Raw genomic sequence first — 17,225 nt, 5'->3', positions numbered from 1 at the left:
AACGCAACCTCCGTCACCAAAGCACCTCAAACGTAAAAGGTTCAGTTTTGATTTGCGCGGGGTTATGCATCCATGCAAAAAGCTGTTGCCCAACGGCATCCGTATCATCGGAGACAAAGGTGGCTTGCGGAAACCATTTGAGGTTTTGGTCTTGAATTTCGAGGATGTGCTGGTCTTGCCGAATGATTTTGCCAAAGAAATAGGAAGCCAATCCGGAAACCCAGGGCGTAAGTCCGCCCAAATCCAAAAAAATGCGGGCAAAAAATCGGGTGGCGGTCTGCTCGGTTTTAAGAATGCCTTCAAACCGTGCCAAACAATGCCCCGATGTATCCAAGTAGGATAAAACCGTCACGTGCGGATGCACATAGCTTGCGATGGGGCGTAAGGTGCGGAATTTTCGGGGCAAAACCTTCGTCAGCAAGCCTTTGGGTGGTTCGGGTTGATAATGTACGGTGAAGCCATTGGGCTGAGGGCGAAACGTGGCGGCCATGGCTTGCCGTTTGGGTTGTGCAGACCGGATGTAGCCTTCATGTACAAAATGGGTATGACTGCCTTCTAAAAAGTTTTCAGCGACATTGACAAGCCTTGCTTGAATGCTTCCCGTTTTAAAGAGCAGCGGCTTTTGACCCGATAAAGCTGGAAGCACCGCCGTTTTATCCGCTTGATGCCAAACCAAGTCATAGGCTTCGAGGAGCGGAATGGGTTTGAGGGTGCAAGGACGGCAAGCATTTTTGACGGGAACAAAGGTGTTTTCGCCCGTTTCCAAGTTAAATCGCCATCCATGATACGGGCATTCCACCTCTCGTCCTCCCCAAACTTTGCCCTGCGAAAGGGGCGCGCCCCGATGTGGGCAAAAATCTTCATAGCCCACCACACGCCCTTCAAGTCGGGTTAAAAATAGCGGCCGATTCTCCTGCCAAACCTTCGTAAACTGCCCTGTCCTCACTTCGTGGCTAAACGCAAGCGGCTGGCAAAAAGCGTTAGAGTTCATATTTTTTCATCAGCGGAATGCCAATCTGGTTGGAGATTTTGAGCAATAAGCCATACACCAAGCGCCGAAACCAAGGCAAATGCGCCATATACACCGCCGAGTATTCGATGGCAGGTTTTCCGCCACGTAGCCGTTTAAAATGGGCCGCGCCTGAGCTCAGGTTAAGCACTTTGCCCGTCTTAAACAGGTAGTCAAAAACCAACTGAATGGCATGGATATACAACCCTTCTTTTTGAGGCGCATCGGTATCGTAGCCCACCAAGGGCGAGGTAATGGTATTTTCGATCACAAACAGCCCAGAAAAGGCCCTTAGCCGATTTTCGGCATCAGCAAAGCCTTGAAAGACCATCGTTTCGTCGCGGTGGCAGGCCTGAAAAAAGGCTAAGCTAAACTGGGGATTATGCCGCGAGTATTTTTCGAGATATAGTTTTTGGTACAGCACAAGGGCTTCTTCGAGGTATGCGCCCATCGCTTCATGAGGCAAATAACGCAGGTTTTGCTTGCGCATCAGGCGCAGGTCGTGCTTGTTATTGTTGTGTTTAAGCCAAGCTTCCCGCGCCATTTCGTATAAATACACCTGTCGGCTGCCCACCAAATGATAGCCGTTTTCCTGAAAAGCGTGCAACAAATCGGCGTGTTGCCCTTCATTGAGCGAGCGAAAAATCAGGGCGTGCTGGGGAAATTCGCGGAGCAAAAATATTGTGATGGCCGCCAGTTCCTCCCCCGACCAAGCAGGATAGGGATTGGTGGAAAGCAAAAAATTGTTCACATGTACGTTTTGGTTAATTTTACCCCGCTTCAAAATCCAACTAACGCCTTTCAGCAGGCCCAATAAGCCCACTTGCAGCAGGGGATTTTTTAGATTTCGCCTGATTTCGTCTTGGGCATACAGGACATACGCCGTATAAGGGGAGCATGTAAACGTGCTGTCCCACTCGGTTTGGTTGATGGTGACGGGGAAGTAAAGCCCATCCCTTACCTGCAAGACCCGCATTTGGGTTTTGGCGTTGTGAATCCAATGGGCAGCAGGCGCGGTCAAAAACAGGCGGGTATAGGCTTTCACCACACCTTCAGGCATTTCGTCCCAGTTCACCCACTTCGCCATGACGCTTTTGATTTAGGTTAAAGCCTCGCCATTGTACTCAATATCGCCGGTGGTGGCTTCCAGCCAAGTGCTGTTTTGGCTAAACTTAAGATAGGAAATTTCGAGCAGGCTCAGCGCTTGCAGAAAGAACGGAAGCGGATCCTTTGGGCTAAAAATTACGTCTTGCGCGGCCTGTACCTGCCGCGAAAAAAAGCGAAATGGATGCAAAACTGCCATGGCATATTGGATGGCAAAGGGTTTTTCGGGGGCTTGTTGGTAAAATCCTTCCGCCAAAAACGCAGGCGCTAAGGCTTGGTGTAATAAGTGTGCGCCACTGGTTCCGCGTGGATTGCATTCAATAAAATAAGGCTGGTTATCGGCATCCAAGATTACATCAAAACAAAGCTGGCCCGTATAATTCAACTGCTTTCCAAAGGCAGCCACCCGTTCAAAGCTGGCGGAATGGGCGATGGGTTCAAAGTAAATGCCAGAGCCTTTCCCTGCCCGATACCGCGGATGATAGGCGGCATAAGCCTTGAGTTGTCCCGCATCCCAAATGCTGTAAATGCAAATTTCCTTGCCATCAATGCGTTTTTGGGCAATCCAATGCGGTTTTTCGGATTCGGGGAAATGGTCGGCGGCTAAGGTTTTGCCGAGTATGGTGGCCGTGGCGAAACGGGAATAGATGGGCTTAAAAACGTAGTCGGCACTCTGCGCCCATGCTGTAAAGTTGCTTAAGGACTGGGTTTCGGGAATGGGAAGCAGGTGCTGGTAGTCGGTGAAAAAGCGTCCTTTATCGTGCAGCGCTTGCAGCAGCGCAAAATCAGCAGTCCAGACCTTGCAGGGGAAATCGGCTTGGGCAGCGGACACATAGAAGGCTTCTTCGCAGGTGGGAATCAAATGGGTAACGTGTTCCTCGCGGATGAGGTCGCGCAAGGCTTGTGTGAAGCGTACCGTTTGGTAACGTGGCGAAGGCAGCACCACGTAACGCGCCACCGCATTCGACCATCGCGCAATCGTCCAATGGCAGGAATCCGCCATCACCACCCGATGCCCCTGCCGATGGAAACTCCGCGCCAATTCTAAGGCAATGGGGGCGCGTGCGCCAGTGATGAGGATGGTTTCGGGAAAAGACATAAGGCAAAACGAGGTTGAGGATACCGCAATCTACGCCAATGCGCCCGTAAAAACGCCATCGGGTTCTGCGAACGCCATCGGGTTCTGCGAACGCCATCGGGTTGCCTACCTAACCTTTCGGCGTGGCGCAAAGCGACTCCCGAAAGCGTTCTATCGAAGTAAACGCCATCGGGTTGCCTACCTAACCTTTCGGCGTGGCCCACAAAAACGCCATCGGGTTTGCCTACCACCTTTCGGCGGGCGCACAAAAACGCCATCGGGTTCTGCGAACACCAATGGGTTTGGCCCGCAAAAACGCCACCGGGTTCTGCGAACGCCAATGGGTTTGGCCTGCAAAACGCCGTCGGGTTCTACGAACGCCAATGGGTTGCCTACCACCTTTCGGCGTGGCGCAAGGCGATTCCCGAATGCGTCCTATTACGGTTTAAAAGGTTTTTCTTGGAAAAAGATGGATTATGGTGCTAAATTCATGGATGTTTTCTTCTTTTCGCCTGCTGCTCTATGCCTAACGCACCCCGCCTGCCCGAAGCCCTTGAAGACCGCAAAAACCACGATTTCTACAAGGCGCTCTACCTTGCTCCCGAAACCTATATTGCGCATTACCGCGACGAAGCCGCCTACCACGCCGCCTTCCGAGAAGCCTTTGCTGCCCTGCAAACCGGCCCCGATGCTGGTAAATGGGCTTCTATTCACTTCCCGACGGATATTGTCTTTGCAACTGGGCTCAAACTGAAAAATGGAACGGAGTTTCTCTTTTTAGATGGCTTTTTAATGGGGGCCGAGATTACGGAGATGGAGCAGCAAACGGGGCTTGAAAAATGGAGGTGGAGGTTTGACGACGAAATTGAGTGGCAAAAGAGAACCTTTGATTTTAAGCTACATCTTTCAAAAGCGACGTTTTCGGGTAATGCCGCTTTTGGTGCAGCGACGTTTTCGGGTAATGCCAATTTTTATGCAGCGACGTTTTCGGGTAATGCCGCTTTTGGTACAGCGACGTTTTCGGGTGATGCCAATTTTGGTGCAGCGACGTTTTCGGGTGATGCCGCTTTTTATGCAGCGACGTTTTCGGGTAATGCCAATTTTGGTGCAGCGACGTTTTCGGGTGATGCCGCTTTTGGTGCAGCGACGTTTTCGGGTGATGCCTATTTTGGTTTCCTGAACGCACCCACTGCCCTTAACAGCGCTAAACAGCGCTTGGAAAAACGTATCGCGGCTTTACAAAACCAAGGTTCTGGCCTAGAAGGAGAAGAGCAAAAACGTGCTTATAGAGGCTTGGTACGGCAACTTGGTTTACACCTTCGCGCTTTAGAAAACCCACAACCAATTTTCCATTGTAAACAAACCTTGTTTTTAGGCGACGTTAGTTTTGGGGACTCTACCTTTGCAGGTGCGTTTAGCTTTGAGCAATGTTTTCTGCAAAACGGTGTCTCCTTCCAGAACGCCACCTTTTCTGAACGGGCTGTGTTTGAGGCTCCTAATCCTTAGCACTTGGATACTACGCCAGAAGTATCCTTAGCAGGAGTCCTAAAAACCTTTGGGCAGCCTTCCTATCATAGGGCCTTGGCGGCGCAAATCCGAAACCTCCAAAGCAGCATTCAGCGCTTAGAAAGCATTACCTTACCAGACCTTGACGAAAAAACAGGCAGAGCCGTGGGAATCCCAGAGGCATTTCTGGCGCACTACCAAGGTCTTCAGAAAGATTTCGAAAAGATTAAAGGTGAAACAAGCCCAGACCTTAATTCCTTTGCGGACAAGGTTCAAGCATTTGAGAAAGCTTGTAAGCAAACGTTTGGAGACATTTATCATACACCTTCTTCCATACGACACGGGCTTACCTTGTTACAAGGCTATGTTCGCCGCTTGCAGACCTTAAAAACCCTCATGACCTTGCCACAGGCGCGCCCCTTCCCAGTGGCTAAGCTCATTTTTGATCGGGCAACCTTTGGCAATGAAGTGCATGACCGCGTGGAGTTTCGGCATATTCAAGACGTGGCGCTTTCGTTTGTGGGTGTAAACTGGGGTACGGTGCCGCGCTTTGTCTCGGTAAACTTTGCCCAAGCCATCCTCCGCGATACCGACTGGCGCACGGCGCTTTTCCAGAGTTGTGTTTGGGGAAAAGAAGATGGGCGTTATAGTTTACAAGATGACTTTCTCGCACATCGCAAAACCATACAAAAACATATCCCCTTTTGGAAATATGCAACCGTTGCCGAAATAGCAGCGAATGAAGAAGCTACCCGTCAATTTAAAAGAAAATATACTGAAAAAGATTATGCCGATGTGGAAGAACTCTACCGCCAACTTAAACAGAACTATGAAGACCGCAGAGATTTTGCGACGGCGGGAGAGTTTCATTATTCCGAAAAAGAACTACGCTTAGCACACTTGAAAATCCGTAAAAAAACACAAGACCGCATTAGGTGGGATTATGGTGTGCTTTGGTTGTATAAAAAGCTATCGGGATATGGTGAGCGTTGGGGCTACATCTTGCTCCTTTTGGTTTTACTCACCTTGTTGATGCCTTCTATTTATTTATCCACGGGCTTACAGGTGAAAGACAAAGATTTTATCCCCGTTACCCAGCATGTCGCCATAAATTGGGGAGGCTGTCAAGAATATGCCCCCGATCCCGCCTGCAAAAAAGAAAACTGCAAAGAAATCCTCGTTTGGCATCCCATTACGCAGGAATATCAGGCGAATGGCCAGTTAGGGGAAATTGGTGGCCTCGGCTATTGGAATGCTTATGGTCATGCCCTGAACCATAGCGCCAAGTTTATTTTGCCCTTTCAAGAAAAGTTTTATGTGCCGCTTGGATTTTGGGGTTCATTTTGGTCGGGCTTGCATGTGCTTTTAGCCCCGCTTTTGGCCATTTTATTGGGGACGGCTATCCGCCAAAAACTGAAGCGCTAAACCGTTTTGGGCGTTTTATCGCGGAAGACCAGCGAAAGCACCAAAAGCACAAAGGGGAAGCCATGAAAAACGACATCAAACCAGTCCATGGAGGTCATGCCAATCGCACCGCCTGCAATCCAGCGGAGTTTGCCCCAGAGATGCGGTTCGGGGAAAAACGGAGCCAACCCCAGCGTGAGGCACATCATAAGTGTCAATTTTTAATCTAAGTATTGAAAAATTTTTCTCATAAATATTTTAGTTAATTTGTTATTTTTACACCCATTCGTGTCATGTCTTGGAGGAGGGTTTGGGGATTCACGGCATGTCCCATGAGGTGTAGGCCCGTTTGGTGTAAGACCCCCGAAGCATATTGTAATAAACACGCAACGGCGGGGATGGCGGTCATCTCGTAGGCATCAGGATGAAAGGCCAAAATACGGTTAGAATGTGGTTGTCCGTTACGGCGACCGCTAATTTCGGTGGTAAACCAAACGCCTAAAGGGGGCGATGTAAAGGTATTGCTCCCCCAGATCAACAATTTGCTCAACAACTTTCGTCCCAAACCCTTGCGGATTTTGTACAGCCCCATGATGAGCGGTGATAGGACATTATCCACAAATCCATTAAAACCAGCCACATAGGTCCCGGTCTCTTTAAGCCCAAAGGCTTCGGGAAGACTACGCATTTCCTCGAACCATAGCGGCATACAGGTCTGTACCCCATATTCCGGCCCAAAGTCTATCTTCACGCGGTCTTGCCACGTAGCTTTTTTCCAGCCCCCATTCCGATAAACCCAAGCCCTATAGTCCCCGATGCCATCCACCAATTCGCCAGCCGAGGACACCGTACCCACATCACGGATTTTCATCAACATCCCCACCGTCGCACGGTCACATTCGTCAAAGTCTGGCGCTAAGGCCCGAATAAAGGCCGCAGGCAATCCCGGATGAAAACCAGCTTGTGTAATAAAGAGGCGCTTTTTCTCTAAAATCTTCAGCTCCAACGTTTGTAAATCTTTCCAAACCGAGTGGGGATAATGCACATCCAAATAATCCATGCCATTTTCTAAGGCAACACGGGCAACCGTAAGGGCATGTTCGGTGGCCGAGGTACAAGAAACCATAACGTTTGCTGATTGTACGGCTTCTCGGAGACTCGCCTCGTCTGTGGCATCCGCCCTCTTCGCCAAGGCACGCTCTCCAGAAAAGGTATTGTTTAATTGATTGGCGGCTTCTTGGGCACGTTTTAGGCTTCGTCCGGCAATGACGACTTGGTGTGGGGTTTCTTGCAACAATAGCCGCGCAATGGGGAAACCCGCTCCCCCATATCCACCCAAGATAAAAAAGGTCAGGTTGTTACGCATGGTCGTTTTCCCATGTTTTAGCATCCGGTCAATAAAAGCCATTTCATTAAACGCACATAGTTGAAAAGTGTGCCACGAATAAACATGGTAGCTTGTGTGAAGTGTGTGGCTTATATTCGTCCTATTTTATGATCATACACCCAATCTCAGACAATCCATATAACCATCACGCCTTATGAATTCACTTATCCCATTGCTTCTTTTTATTGCCTTCTCTTTTGGTGCAGCCGTCATTGGAGGCCAATTTTCCCCACAATCGGAATGGTATGAGGCATTAAAAAAACCAGACTGGCAACCACCGGGTTATTTGTTTGGCTTGGTATGGACACCCCTTTATGTATTGATTGGGGTTTCTGGCTGGTTGGCGTGGCGGAAGGGGGGATTTGTGGGTGCACCGCTTGCTTTTGGGGTTTATGTGTTGCAGTGGTTGCTAAATGCCGCTTGGAGTTGGTTGTTTTTTGGTTTACACGAAATGCAGTGGGCTTTATACGAAATCTTTGTACTCTGGGTGTTGATTGGGGTAAATATATGGCTGTTTTGGCGGATTGACGCTTGGGCAGGCGGACTTCTTGTGCCTTATTGGATTTGGATCAGTTTTGCAACGCTACTCAATTATACCCTTGTTCAGCTAAACCGATAGGCGGTGGAACCTCCATAAATGCTTGCTTGTAAATCCACACAATCCACATGACCGACATTGTAAATTTAAAATCCCTGCCTCGAAATCCAATTATGACCAAAACAGGATGATCATGTCAAAGTATCAGGCCACTATCAACAACCGCTCCTTCGAAATCGTGAGCGATGAAGGACTTTTATCTGTCAATGGAGAACCTGTCAAGTGTTCCTTAGAACCCATCGGAAATGGATTGTACAGCTTGTTGATCCGTAACCAAAGTTTACCCGTTTTTGTGCAGCCAATGGATGGCGGGCAAATGAAAATTACCATTCAAGGGCGTTCTAGCGTTGTACAGGTGAAAGACGAGAAAGAGTTGTTGTTGGAAAAATTTGGTGTTAAACATGGAAAAGACGCCGTTGCAGCCAATCTGAAAGCGCCCATGCCAGGCTTGGTATTACGGGTGTATGTAGAAGCCGGACAAATGGTTAAGGCCGGAGATCGTTTGCTGGTCCTCGAAGCCATGAAGATGGAAAACGAAATTAAAGCTCCGGCGGACGCACGGATCAAAGCGGTGCAAGTGAAGCCTGGAGATGCTGTCGGAAAAAATGCCGTGCTGATTTCTTTTGAGAAAGACTAAAACCGAAACAAAACCATATGCGCCCTCCCGTAGGACAAATTGAAGGTAAAAAACAGGCTGTCGAACAGATGTTCGATACCATTGCACCACGATACGATCTCCTGAATCGTGTACTCAGTTTGGGGATAGACCAAGGGTGGAGAAAGCGGGTGGTTGCTTTGCTCAGCGCAGATAAACCCCAGAAAATCTTGGATGTGGCGACCGGAACCGCCGATCTGGCACTTGCCTCGATGCGGTTGCAACCTGAACATATTATAGGGGTGGATATCGCGGAAGGCATGTTGGAGGTGGGACGAAAAAAAATTGCCACATTGGATTTGTCTGACAAAATTACCTTGCAACGGGGCGATTCGGAAAACCTGCCGTTTGAAGACAATCGGTTCGATGCTGTTACGGTTGCCTTTGGTGTGCGTAATTTCGAGAACCTGTATGCGGGTCTTGCCGAAATGCGGCGTGTTTTACGGCCCGGTGGGAAGTTGGTGGTTTTGGAATTTAGCAAGCCAAGCCACTTTCCAATTAAGCAATTGTATTCGTTCTACTTTAGGCAGGTATTACCGCGAGTGGGCAGCACGGTTTCGGGCGTCTCTGGCCCATACCAATACCTCAATGAGTCCGCAATGGCTTTTCCGGATGGCAAAGATTTTATGGTGGAATTGACTAAAGCCGGATACCATACCGTTACTGCCGAGCCACAAACCTTCGGAATTGCCACCATTTATACCGCTATTAAATAAACGCTTAACTGTCCATGCCTGTCATTACAACCGAATCCGTTTTAAAAGCCCTTTCTACGGTCATCGAACCCGACCTTCACCGTGATCTGGTGAGCCTAAACATGATTAAAGATGTTCAGGTCTCTGGTTATAACGTCTCGTTTTCGGTAGAATTGACCACCCCCGCTTGTCCGCTGAAGGAGTTGATCGAGCGGGATTGCCGACAGGCGCTTTATCGTTACTTCGGAGAAGAGGTGGTGGTAGAAATCACTATGACCGCAGACGTCTCGCGTGGGAATCGTATGATGGAGACGGGAGTACTCCCTGAAGTCCGCAATATTGTGGCTGTGGCATCGGGGAAAGGAGGGGTTGGGAAGAGTACGGTAGCGGCTAATTTGGCCGTTGCCTTGGCGCAGACTGGTGCAAGGGTAGGCTTGTTAGATACCGATATTTACGGCCCCTCTGTCCCTACAATGTTTGGTGCAACAGATGCGCGTCCTCGTGTAAATGCTGATCGAAAAATTATACCGATCGAACAATACGGTGTGAAGTTGCTTTCGATGGGCTTTTTAGTAGATCCAGACCAAGCGGCGATTTGGCGTGGCCCAATGGTAACGTCGGCTGTTCAGCAATTTATCCGAGATGCAGAATGGGGGGCGTTGGATTATTTGCTGCTGGATTTACCGCCCGGAACCGGAGACATCCAATTGACGCTCGTACAAACGGTTCCCATTACGGGTGCTGTGATTGTCTCTACCCCACAAGAAGTGGCACTGGCCGATGCGCGGCGCGGCGTGGCAATGTTCCACAAAGTTAATGTTCCCGTTTTGGGATTTGTGGAAAATATGGCGTACTTCACACCGCCTGATCTCCCTGACCGGAAGTATTATTTATTCGGAGAAGGGGGCGCAAAACGGCTCGCGGCAAAAATGCAAGTACCGCTCTTGGGCGAAATCCCCATTGAACAGATTGTGCGTGAATCGGGTGATGATGGTGCTCCGGTGGTTATTCGCCATCCGGGCAGTTTGTCCGCCGCTGCCTTTCGGTATGCCGCAGAAGAAACGGCGCGGGTCATCGCTGTGCTGAACGCAGAAAATGGAACCGAATCCCCCGTTTTTGAAATAGAGCCATAAAGAAAACGTGTGCGTCGAGCAGGATGTTTTTTTATGGCTTTAATGTTTTTTCATCCATGTGAAACGCCTCTTTTGGCTTCTTTGGGTACTTTTTTAAGTTTTGGCACGATTTGTGTGTAGCGTCTTGTAGGTAAACCCCATTCCTATGAGACGTTTTTTTGTTCCCATTTTTTTGGTTCTTTTGGCTGCTTGCGATTCTTGGGTGCAAGATGTACCATACCCCGCCGGTGTTTTGTCGGAGGAGGCGCTGTCCACCGAAATTCATGTTCCTGCTCAGGTAGCAGCATTACACAATACCTTTGCCGAATCTTTTGGTGCGCTTTCTTTGTGGACCGATATGGTTTCGGACGCTGTAGAGCCAGACGAAGGGGCTGCTATTTCGCTTCGGGATGTTATGGAATTGGAACAGCGGAGCATTTCCCCCGCCAATGCCTATTCCAGCGAAGCATTTCATTTGGTTCACCAACTTCGGTATTTATCGGATGCACTACGGGCGAGGGTAGAAAAAATTGGCCCCTTTAAGGATCCAGCGCTTCGTAATAGGGCGATGTATTATGCACATTTATACAAGGGGATAAGTCGTTATTTCTTGGCGACATATTTCGGTATGAATGAAGGCGGAGCAGGCGTCCCTGTCGAGTCGGGTAAATTGGTGACGGCAGACATACTTTTCTCGGAGGCTTTGGCGTCTTTCGAGGCTGCACAACCTTTTGTGCCTTCTGCCACCGATAGCCGTTTGTTGCAGACATTGCGTGCCCGGGTATATCTCCTCGCCGATGAACCTTTAAAGGCGCTCATGGCGGCGCAAAATGGGCTAAAGCCGGGTGATGTACCGTTTCGGGTACTTTTTTCTGAAAGTTCTCCCAATCCTTGGTTCACCAACCGAGCCATTGTTATGTTACCCATGCGTTTGGCGGGCATCGTCAAATTAATCCCCGCAGAAGCGGCCCGAATTCCCGTAGAGGAAGTTCGGACCCTTGGCAAAACCGTATTCAGGGTATCCAAATATACCAACCGGACCACGCCCATGGTTTTTGCATCTTGGCAAGAAAATGAGTTGATGCTGGCAGAATTGGAGTTGCCAGAGAATGTACAAAGTGCGCGGGCGCGGGTCAATAGCGTTCGTTCTATTTACGATTTGTCGCCGCTTACCCAACTTTCGGCCCAAGATGTGCTCGATGAACGGGATCGAACATTGTTTGGAACCGGCCTGCGGTTGTTAGACCAGCGCCGTAAGAACCTGTGGCCGCCCTCGTCTGGCCAGTGGAAATATCTTCCAGTAAGCGCTGTGGAACGTATCCGAAACCCAAACCTGAACTAAATAAAAATCCACATACAGAAAAAAACATCAGATGTGGGAGTCAATCCTTTGAATCACTCCTCACATCTGATACAGTTATCGAAGTAATAATCCTGTATGTTCAATTTTTTTCAACCACTTTTCCTTAAAGGCCACTGTTGAATGGCGCATGGGCGAAATAGAAGTGGTATAGACCGGACTAAAGCCACAAAAACCCAAAATGGCACGTTTCATGATGGTTTGTCCGGCCCCCCGATACATCAGCCAGTCATACCAGCCCGGGGTGTCCATCGTCGTAATGATCCGAGCGGTTTTCCCTTTAAGGTGCTTGTCCCACATTGGATGGTCTTTCCTATAATTAAATGCAAAACCTGGCAACATCACCCGGTCTATGAATCCTTTCAGCAGGGCAGGCATAAATCCCCACCAGATGGGATAGATCCAAACCACATGTTCTGCCCATTGGATCGCAGCTTGGGCAGCGACAAGGTCGGGTTCCAAAACCTTAGGGCTGGAATACCCCATTTCAAGATTTAATTCGAAGTGGAGGGTATGTAGGGTAATTTGTTGTACCGTCGCGCCACTTTTTTCAGCTCCTTTACGATAAGCCGCCGCGATCGCGTCAGAAAAACTGGAGGGTTGTGGGTTGCCTTGGATGATTAGAATCTTTTTCATGGCATTAGGGCTGTTGAATAAAGGTATGGGTGCGGTTTTTATCGTTTTGCATGTGGAAACGAGGGGTTTTTTGTCCGATGTACCACCAAGTAAATATGATACCAACGAACCATAATCCGAGTACCCAGAATGTTTCGGTGGAGGGTTGTGTGATGGATTCTTGTTTCAGCGCCTGCCAAACGGAGAGGAAAAACAGCGTAAGATACCCAATACCTGCCAGATTAACTTTACGCATCGCCTCCAGATGGGGCATATTGCCTCTTTCAGCCATCCAAATGGTGAAAAGGGGCAAAACTTGGATGGCGTGAATGCCTATGAAATGTGCCACTCGTAAATCTCCAAATTCCAGACTCCAGTTTAAAAACGGGATTCCGGCGCCACCATCGGGTGCGCCTACGGTATGGGATCCCATTAAGGCCAATTGTTTGCCGGATTGTAAGGCAGCCAACTGCATTTCGCTTGGAGTGGACATCAAAAATCCGACCAACATGCCCAGCAAAGCACTGAGAAATCCCCATATCACTCCCCGTTTAAGCAAGTCCTCTCCCGCTTTTTGACGTAAAAACCAAATCATCAGCACGAGGTTCATTGCCCAGAAAACCGAAATGCCAAACGCCATAACATTAAAAATCAGCATGTCTTCCAAGGTTTCAGCGTTAAAATGCGAAGGCCGTGCCCGGAATGCCTGAAAGTAAATGAGCACCATTTCTATTGCGAGCATCGCCCCCGAAATATCCAAAACCAACCGGGTCCGACGTGGCACTGGGTTTAAATATCGTGGTAAAGACAATAGTGTTAACGCATATAACAGGCCGGAAAGGGTGAATTTAAGGGGTTTGATCCATGCACTTATGCCCATTACCAAGCGGTCATCTGTTGCCCAAGCGAATGACAAAACAGGAATTAGGAGAATCATCGCCAAACTGTAATAGGTCAGGATTGGGCTAATGGTTCTGTTTTTAGATATCCAATTATTAATCATTTATGTTATTTGTAAGAGTGAATATAATTAAAGTAACACTGTTCTTTCTTAATTCTTTTTTTACCCATTCAGATCAACCAAATGGGCAAAAAGGCGCAGAATCTGTTATTGGGCCACCGAAATTCCGGTTTTAACTTCGGACCAAGCCCACAGGGCATCCGACAGGGCGGTGTCGTATGAGGCATTAGAAGAGGGGATGGCCTTTTTTTAACAAAGTACTGGCCAGATACGCCCTCCACATCGGGACTTGAGGCCAGATAGACCTGATTTTCGGCGCCTTTTTCAACGGAAACAGCAGCCATTTTTTTAATGAGCCGCCAGACAACATTAATGGCGTCGCCGAAAATACCTTTTCCTTTCCCGTTGTTGTCGCCAAAGTCGGAAGCCACAAATCCCGGATGCAAGCAGTTGGCCGTCACATTGGTTCCTTTGAGCCGCTTGGCCAGTTCATAGGTAAACAGGATGTTCATCAGCTTGGAGTTGCTATATTGTGTCCAGCCGCTGAAGCTACTTTTCATTTCAAAATCATCCGGATTTAACCTCGCTCCAGAATGGGCATCGGATGCGACATTGATAATCCGTGCGTTTGGAGTGGCTTTTAGTACATCCAGAAGTGAATGAGTCAACACAAAATAACCCAAATGGTTGAGTGCTACGGTCATCTCTATCTGGTCCTGATTCTCAATCCGATTCATATAGAAAGCACCTGCATTGTTCAGCAAGACATCCAAACGATTAAATCTTGCTTTAAAATCTATGCCAAGTTGTTCTACACCGGCTTGATGAGACAAATCTGCCACGAGGTAATGAATTTGGTCATTTTCGGTTTCCCTCTTTAGTTTTTCGGCCACTGATTGGCATTTTTGGGTATTCCGACCAGCAATAACGACGTTAGCCCCCATTGTTGCCAATTGTTTGGCGGCCTCTTGGCCAATGCCAGCCGTCGCTCCTGTGATGAGTACAGTTTTTTGTTTCATCTTTTTGTGAGTTGTATGATTAAAAGTAACACTGTTTCATGTTTGGAAAAAAAATAAATGTGTTCTAAAACGTTTTTGAAAGCGAACACAAAGAGGCCTCTATGGCGGTCATTGGGAACATATCTGGGCAGGAAATCCCCAGAGAGGCAATGCCGTGAACTTGTGCCCACAAAAAGGAAGCAACATGCTGCGGGTTGACTTCGGGTGGAAAAATGCCTTGGCTTTGACCAGAAATCACGACTTCTTCTACAATCATAGGCCCCACATAGGCATTTCCAGCAATTTTTAAACGTTCATATAGGCGTGAAAGCAGGTCGCCGCGTTCCATGAAGAGCAAACGATACTGCACAGGGTGGTCTAAAGCAAACTGTACATAGCCCCGTCCGATGGCTTCGAGTTGTTCGGCGGGATGCGCGTGCTTTTGTCGTGCCAATTCTAACGCCGTGCTGAAGGACTGGAATGCGGCCTCGAACAGCGAAAAAATGAGATCGTCTTTGTCTCTAAAATACCGATAGATGGTGGTTGGGGCATATCCAATGCCTTCCGCCACTTCCCTTAACGAAAACCCTTCGTACCCTCGTTCCGAAAGCTGGCGTGTGGCTTCTTCGTGGATCATGTGGTGCATGTTCTCACGACGTTGTTGGCGGCGTTGGCGGCTTGCTTCCCGAATACGTTCTGCCCTCGTTATGGTCATCTGGAAATTAAAATGTCGGGGTATTATTATTGTAACAGTGTTACTAACATAATGATCCTTATGGTGTGTTGTCAAGACCGCAAGGCCATAAATTTATGTAGCAGGTAAAATATCCTGTTCAAGGCAGGGAAAAGGCTTTTCATGCCTCATGGAGTGGAGAGCCGAATATCCAAAACTGTGAGTTGCGGCGATTTCTGGCCTTGAAAATGGTTTTCATCTAAGGTACATGCCAGGTCTAGCAGGGTACCATCCGTTAGGTGCGCCCAAACATCGGCTTTGTTCCAGGCCACGCAACGGGTTTCGGTGCCATTCTGCCGTACCACAAACGAAAGGTGGCGCTCTTTCATGATACGTGGCGGGCCTTTTAGGGTGACCTTACGCAGCAGAAAGCGTGGTTCTTCATTCATACGGCCAAAAGGGGCCAAGGCCTGCAATGCGGCACGGGTGGCCAGGTTCATGGTAGCCAATTGAACCTCTGCATCCAAATGTAGGTGGGGAACCAAGTCTTCTTCGGCGAGGTGTTCGATGGAAAACGCCATCATTGCATCTTTAAATGCTTCGAAGCGCGTAGCCTGCAACGTGAGACCAGCTGCCATTGCATGTCCTCCAAAGCGTTCGAAGAAATGGGCATGTCGTGTAAGTGCGCTATGGAGGTCAAAATTTTCGATAGAGCGTGCAGAGCCAGTAGAAAATCCGTCTTCCCGTTGCTGCAATAAAATTGTAGGCTTATGAAATCGTTCGACAATCCTGCTGGCTGTGATCCCTAAAATTCCGGCGTGCCATTCTGGGCTTTGCAGGATGATGATGCGGGTATCAGGGTTTTGATAACCTGCTTGCAGAATCTGATCTCCCGCCTGTCGTGCCATTTCTTCTTGTTTGATTTGGCGGGATTGATTGACCTCGTTCAGGTGTTCGCTCAAAGCGACGGCCCGTTCTCCGGTAGCCGTTGTCAGCAGTTCTAAGGCTTCTTTTGCATGCCCCAGTCGCCCACAAGCATTGAGGCGTGGCCCCAGTACAAATCCGATTTGGGTTGCTTCGATGGACCTCTTCAGCAAGCCAGAAGCCTCAATTAAGGCATTGAGGCCCTCGAAGGGGGTTTTATTGATGTGTGCTAAGCCATAACGTACAATCGTTCGGTTTTCATCAAGGAGAGGCACAATATCCGCTACGGTCCCTATTGCGGCCAATGGCAGCAAGTCAAGAAGCATTTGTCGAATTTTAGCCGGTAATTTATCTGACGCGCACCATCTTCGGGCTACTTGCCAAGCCAATTTCCATGCCACTCCTGCACCACATAGTTCGCCAAAAGGATAGGGCTTTTTCCCATTTTCGGCTAGTCTTGGATGAACCAGGGCATAGGCTTTCGGGAGGCTGGATGCCTGTTCGTGGTGATCGGTTATGATGAGGTCGCAGTTAGTATTTGCCACCGAGGCAACTTCTTCAACTGCCGTGATTCCACAATCCACCGTAATAATAAGTCCAACATCGCGGGCCACCAGTTTTTGTAAGGCTTCTTTGTTTAGCCCATAGCCTTCTTCCAGACGGTGCGGAATATAACGAATGACCTTTAATGTTGGCTGAAGGGTGCGGAACATGTGCCACAGAATTGCTGAGGCTGTCACGCCATCCACATCGTAGTCGCCATAGATGGCGATGCGTTCGTAGTTTTTCAACGCATGGACAATACGATCGGCTGCACGTGTCATATCGTGCATGTGAGCAGGATCGTGGAGGTCCGACATCTTCGGATGGAGAAAAGCCTGTGCTTCTGGAAACGCACCAAAGCCACGATGCAACAGAAGATGCCCGACCAATGGGGGAAGGCAGAGCGCTTTGGCAAAGGAAACGGTCTGTGGGTGAACAGCGGGAACCGTCCAGTGCTTGGAAGGGGTCATGGGACGCACTCCGATATATCGTGCCAAAACATGGTTTAACGTTGCTTTATGGAATCGTAGTAGCCAAATAAGATAGGGGGATACAAGGCCAAAGGCAAGTATAAATCCTGCAGAGGTGCATGGACGCATCTGG

General features: G+C 48.8%; 18 protein-coding genes. 8 read left to right on the top strand and 10 right to left on the bottom strand.

The genetic code is table 11. The features are described from left to right. Nucleotides 1-13: 13 nt before the first annotated feature. The 3 genes from JNN12_06195 to JNN12_06185 are packed head-to-tail and all read right to left on the bottom strand — an operon-like array spanning nucleotide 14 to nucleotide 3,212. Nucleotides 14-991 carry a Rieske 2Fe-2S domain-containing protein gene (locus JNN12_06195; protein ID MBL7977913.1) on the bottom strand — a complete coding sequence of 326 codons (978 nt, stop codon included), beginning with the start codon at nucleotides 989-991 and terminating at the stop codon, nucleotides 14-16. Further along, nucleotides 981-2,096, bottom strand: a complete 1,116-nt coding sequence (locus JNN12_06190) for a hypothetical protein (protein MBL7977912.1) — start codon at nucleotides 2,094-2,096, stop codon at nucleotides 981-983. The genes JNN12_06195 and JNN12_06190 overlap by 11 nt, the downstream gene beginning before the upstream one ends. Before the next feature lie 12 nt (nucleotides 2,097-2,108). After that, nucleotides 2,109-3,212: an ATP-grasp domain-containing protein gene (locus tag JNN12_06185; protein ID MBL7977911.1), complete on the bottom strand. Its 1,104-nt coding sequence runs from the start codon at nucleotides 3,210-3,212 to the stop codon at nucleotides 2,109-2,111. A gap of 194 nt (nucleotides 3,213-3,406) precedes the next feature. Between JNN12_06185 and JNN12_06180 the strand changes: the two genes are divergently transcribed. The 3 genes from JNN12_06180 (at nucleotide 3,407) to JNN12_06170 (ending at nucleotide 6,122) form a co-directional block, all read left to right on the top strand. After that, nucleotides 3,407-3,640: a hypothetical protein gene (locus JNN12_06180; protein ID MBL7977910.1), complete on the top strand. Its 234-nt coding sequence runs from the start codon at nucleotides 3,407-3,409 to the stop codon at nucleotides 3,638-3,640. A gap of 73 nt (nucleotides 3,641-3,713) precedes the next feature. Beyond that, nucleotides 3,714-4,697 (top strand): pentapeptide repeat-containing protein, encoded by a 984-nt coding sequence (locus tag JNN12_06175; GenBank protein ID MBL7977909.1) that lies wholly within the window; start codon nucleotides 3,714-3,716, stop codon nucleotides 4,695-4,697. A 3-nt stretch (nucleotides 4,698-4,700) separates the two neighbouring features. Beyond that, complete coding sequence (locus JNN12_06170) at nucleotides 4,701-6,122, top strand: hypothetical protein (GenBank protein ID MBL7977908.1); 1,422 nt, start codon at nucleotides 4,701-4,703, stop codon at nucleotides 6,120-6,122. On the opposite strand, the gene JNN12_06165 is transcribed toward JNN12_06170, so the two are convergent. Next, nucleotides 6,119-6,310: a hypothetical protein gene (locus tag JNN12_06165; GenBank protein ID MBL7977907.1), complete on the bottom strand. Its 192-nt coding sequence runs from the start codon at nucleotides 6,308-6,310 to the stop codon at nucleotides 6,119-6,121. The genes JNN12_06170 and JNN12_06165 overlap by 4 nt on opposite strands. 53 nt (nucleotides 6,311-6,363) lie before the next feature. After that, entirely contained in the window at nucleotides 6,364-7,509 is a 1,146-nt protein-coding gene (locus JNN12_06160; GenBank protein MBL7977906.1) for an SDR family NAD(P)-dependent oxidoreductase, read from the bottom strand. Nucleotides 7,510-7,642: 133 nt separating this feature from the next. Here JNN12_06160 and JNN12_06155 point away from each other — a divergent pair, with 133 nt between their 5' ends. From JNN12_06155 to JNN12_06135, 5 genes are all read left to right on the top strand, one after another. Then, the gene (locus JNN12_06155; GenBank protein ID MBL7977905.1) at nucleotides 7,643-8,107 is read left to right on the top strand and encodes a tryptophan-rich sensory protein; all 465 of its coding nucleotides are present in this window, start codon (nucleotides 7,643-7,645) and stop codon (nucleotides 8,105-8,107) included. 106 nt (nucleotides 8,108-8,213) lie between these two features. Then, the gene (locus JNN12_06150) at nucleotides 8,214-8,723 is read left to right on the top strand and encodes an acetyl-CoA carboxylase biotin carboxyl carrier protein subunit (protein ID MBL7977904.1); all 510 of its coding nucleotides are present in this window, start codon (nucleotides 8,214-8,216) and stop codon (nucleotides 8,721-8,723) included. A 17-nt stretch (nucleotides 8,724-8,740) separates the two neighbouring features. Beyond that, nucleotides 8,741-9,457 carry a bifunctional demethylmenaquinone methyltransferase/2-methoxy-6-polyprenyl-1,4-benzoquinol methylase UbiE gene (gene ubiE, locus JNN12_06145; protein MBL7977903.1) on the top strand — a complete coding sequence of 239 codons (717 nt, stop codon included), beginning with the start codon at nucleotides 8,741-8,743 and terminating at the stop codon, nucleotides 9,455-9,457. Between the two features lie 14 nt (nucleotides 9,458-9,471). Beyond that, the gene (locus tag JNN12_06140) at nucleotides 9,472-10,569 is read left to right on the top strand and encodes an Mrp/NBP35 family ATP-binding protein (GenBank protein ID MBL7977902.1); all 1,098 of its coding nucleotides are present in this window, start codon (nucleotides 9,472-9,474) and stop codon (nucleotides 10,567-10,569) included. Between the two features lie 145 nt (nucleotides 10,570-10,714). Then, a complete protein-coding gene (locus JNN12_06135) occupies nucleotides 10,715-11,890 on the top strand; it encodes a hypothetical protein (protein ID MBL7977901.1) in 1,176 nt (391 codons plus the stop codon). Nucleotides 11,891-11,965: 75 nt separating this feature from the next. Here JNN12_06135 and JNN12_06130 read toward each other — a convergent pair whose 3' ends face one another. The 5 genes from JNN12_06130 to recJ form a co-directional block, all read right to left on the bottom strand. Next, entirely contained in the window at nucleotides 11,966-12,544 is a 579-nt protein-coding gene (locus JNN12_06130) for an NAD(P)H-dependent oxidoreductase (GenBank protein MBL7977900.1), read from the bottom strand. Between the two features lie 4 nt (nucleotides 12,545-12,548). Next, on the bottom strand, nucleotides 12,549-13,526 hold the full coding sequence (locus tag JNN12_06125; GenBank protein MBL7977899.1) for a hypothetical protein: 978 nt from the start codon (nucleotides 13,524-13,526) through the stop codon (nucleotides 12,549-12,551). Nucleotides 13,527-13,594: 68 nt separating this feature from the next. Continuing rightward, a complete protein-coding gene (locus JNN12_06120) occupies nucleotides 13,595-14,503 on the bottom strand; it encodes an SDR family oxidoreductase (GenBank protein MBL7977898.1) in 909 nt (302 codons plus the stop codon). A gap of 64 nt (nucleotides 14,504-14,567) precedes the next feature. Further along, nucleotides 14,568-15,197: a TetR/AcrR family transcriptional regulator gene (locus JNN12_06115; GenBank protein ID MBL7977897.1), complete on the bottom strand. Its 630-nt coding sequence runs from the start codon at nucleotides 15,195-15,197 to the stop codon at nucleotides 14,568-14,570. Nucleotides 15,198-15,343: 146 nt separating this feature from the next. Continuing rightward, complete coding sequence (recJ, locus tag JNN12_06110) at nucleotides 15,344-17,221, bottom strand: single-stranded-DNA-specific exonuclease RecJ (protein MBL7977896.1); 1,878 nt, start codon at nucleotides 17,219-17,221, stop codon at nucleotides 15,344-15,346. Between the last annotated feature and the right edge of the window lie 4 nt (nucleotides 17,222-17,225).

The organism is Bacteroidetes Order II. bacterium, from assembly GCA_016788705.1.
GTDB lineage: Bacteria > Bacteroidota > Rhodothermia > Rhodothermales > UBA2364 > UBA2364.
Note: the sequence above shows the minus strand (reverse complement) of the source record. Positions and strands in the feature narration are given on the sequence as shown.

Bases quoted from the DNA above. Each gene is read 5' to 3' on its own strand.
- JNN12_06195 (MBL7977913.1), bottom strand. From the start codon at position 991: ATGAACTCTAACGCTTTTTGCCAGCCGCTTGCGTTTAGCCACGAAGTG.
- JNN12_06190 (MBL7977912.1), bottom strand. From the start codon at position 2,096: ATGGCGAAGTGGGTGAACTGGGACGAAATGCCTGAAGGTGTGGTGAAA.
- JNN12_06185 (MBL7977911.1), bottom strand. From the start codon at position 3,212: ATGTCTTTTCCCGAAACCATCCTCATCACTGGCGCACGCGCCCCCATT.
- JNN12_06175 (MBL7977909.1), top strand. From the start codon at position 3,714: ATGCCTAACGCACCCCGCCTGCCCGAAGCCCTTGAAGACCGCAAAAAC.
- JNN12_06165 (MBL7977907.1), bottom strand. From the start codon at position 6,310: ATGATGTGCCTCACGCTGGGGTTGGCTCCGTTTTTCCCCGAACCGCAT.
- JNN12_06160 (MBL7977906.1), bottom strand. From the start codon at position 7,509: ATGGCTTTTATTGACCGGATGCTAAAACATGGGAAAACGACCATGCGT.
- JNN12_06155 (MBL7977905.1), top strand. From the start codon at position 7,643: ATGAATTCACTTATCCCATTGCTTCTTTTTATTGCCTTCTCTTTTGGT.
- JNN12_06150 (MBL7977904.1), top strand. From the start codon at position 8,214: ATGATCATGTCAAAGTATCAGGCCACTATCAACAACCGCTCCTTCGAA.
- ubiE (MBL7977903.1), top strand. From the start codon at position 8,741: ATGCGCCCTCCCGTAGGACAAATTGAAGGTAAAAAACAGGCTGTCGAA.
- JNN12_06140 (MBL7977902.1), top strand. From the start codon at position 9,472: ATGCCTGTCATTACAACCGAATCCGTTTTAAAAGCCCTTTCTACGGTC.
- JNN12_06135 (MBL7977901.1), top strand. From the start codon at position 10,715: ATGAGACGTTTTTTTGTTCCCATTTTTTTGGTTCTTTTGGCTGCTTGC.
- JNN12_06130 (MBL7977900.1), bottom strand. From the start codon at position 12,544: ATGAAAAAGATTCTAATCATCCAAGGCAACCCACAACCCTCCAGTTTT.
- JNN12_06125 (MBL7977899.1), bottom strand. From the start codon at position 13,526: ATGATTAATAATTGGATATCTAAAAACAGAACCATTAGCCCAATCCTG.
- JNN12_06120 (MBL7977898.1), bottom strand. From the start codon at position 14,503: ATGAAACAAAAAACTGTACTCATCACAGGAGCGACGGCTGGCATTGGC.
- JNN12_06115 (MBL7977897.1), bottom strand. From the start codon at position 15,197: ATGACCATAACGAGGGCAGAACGTATTCGGGAAGCAAGCCGCCAACGC.
- recJ (MBL7977896.1), bottom strand. From the start codon at position 17,221: ATGCGTCCATGCACCTCTGCAGGATTTATACTTGCCTTTGGCCTTGTA.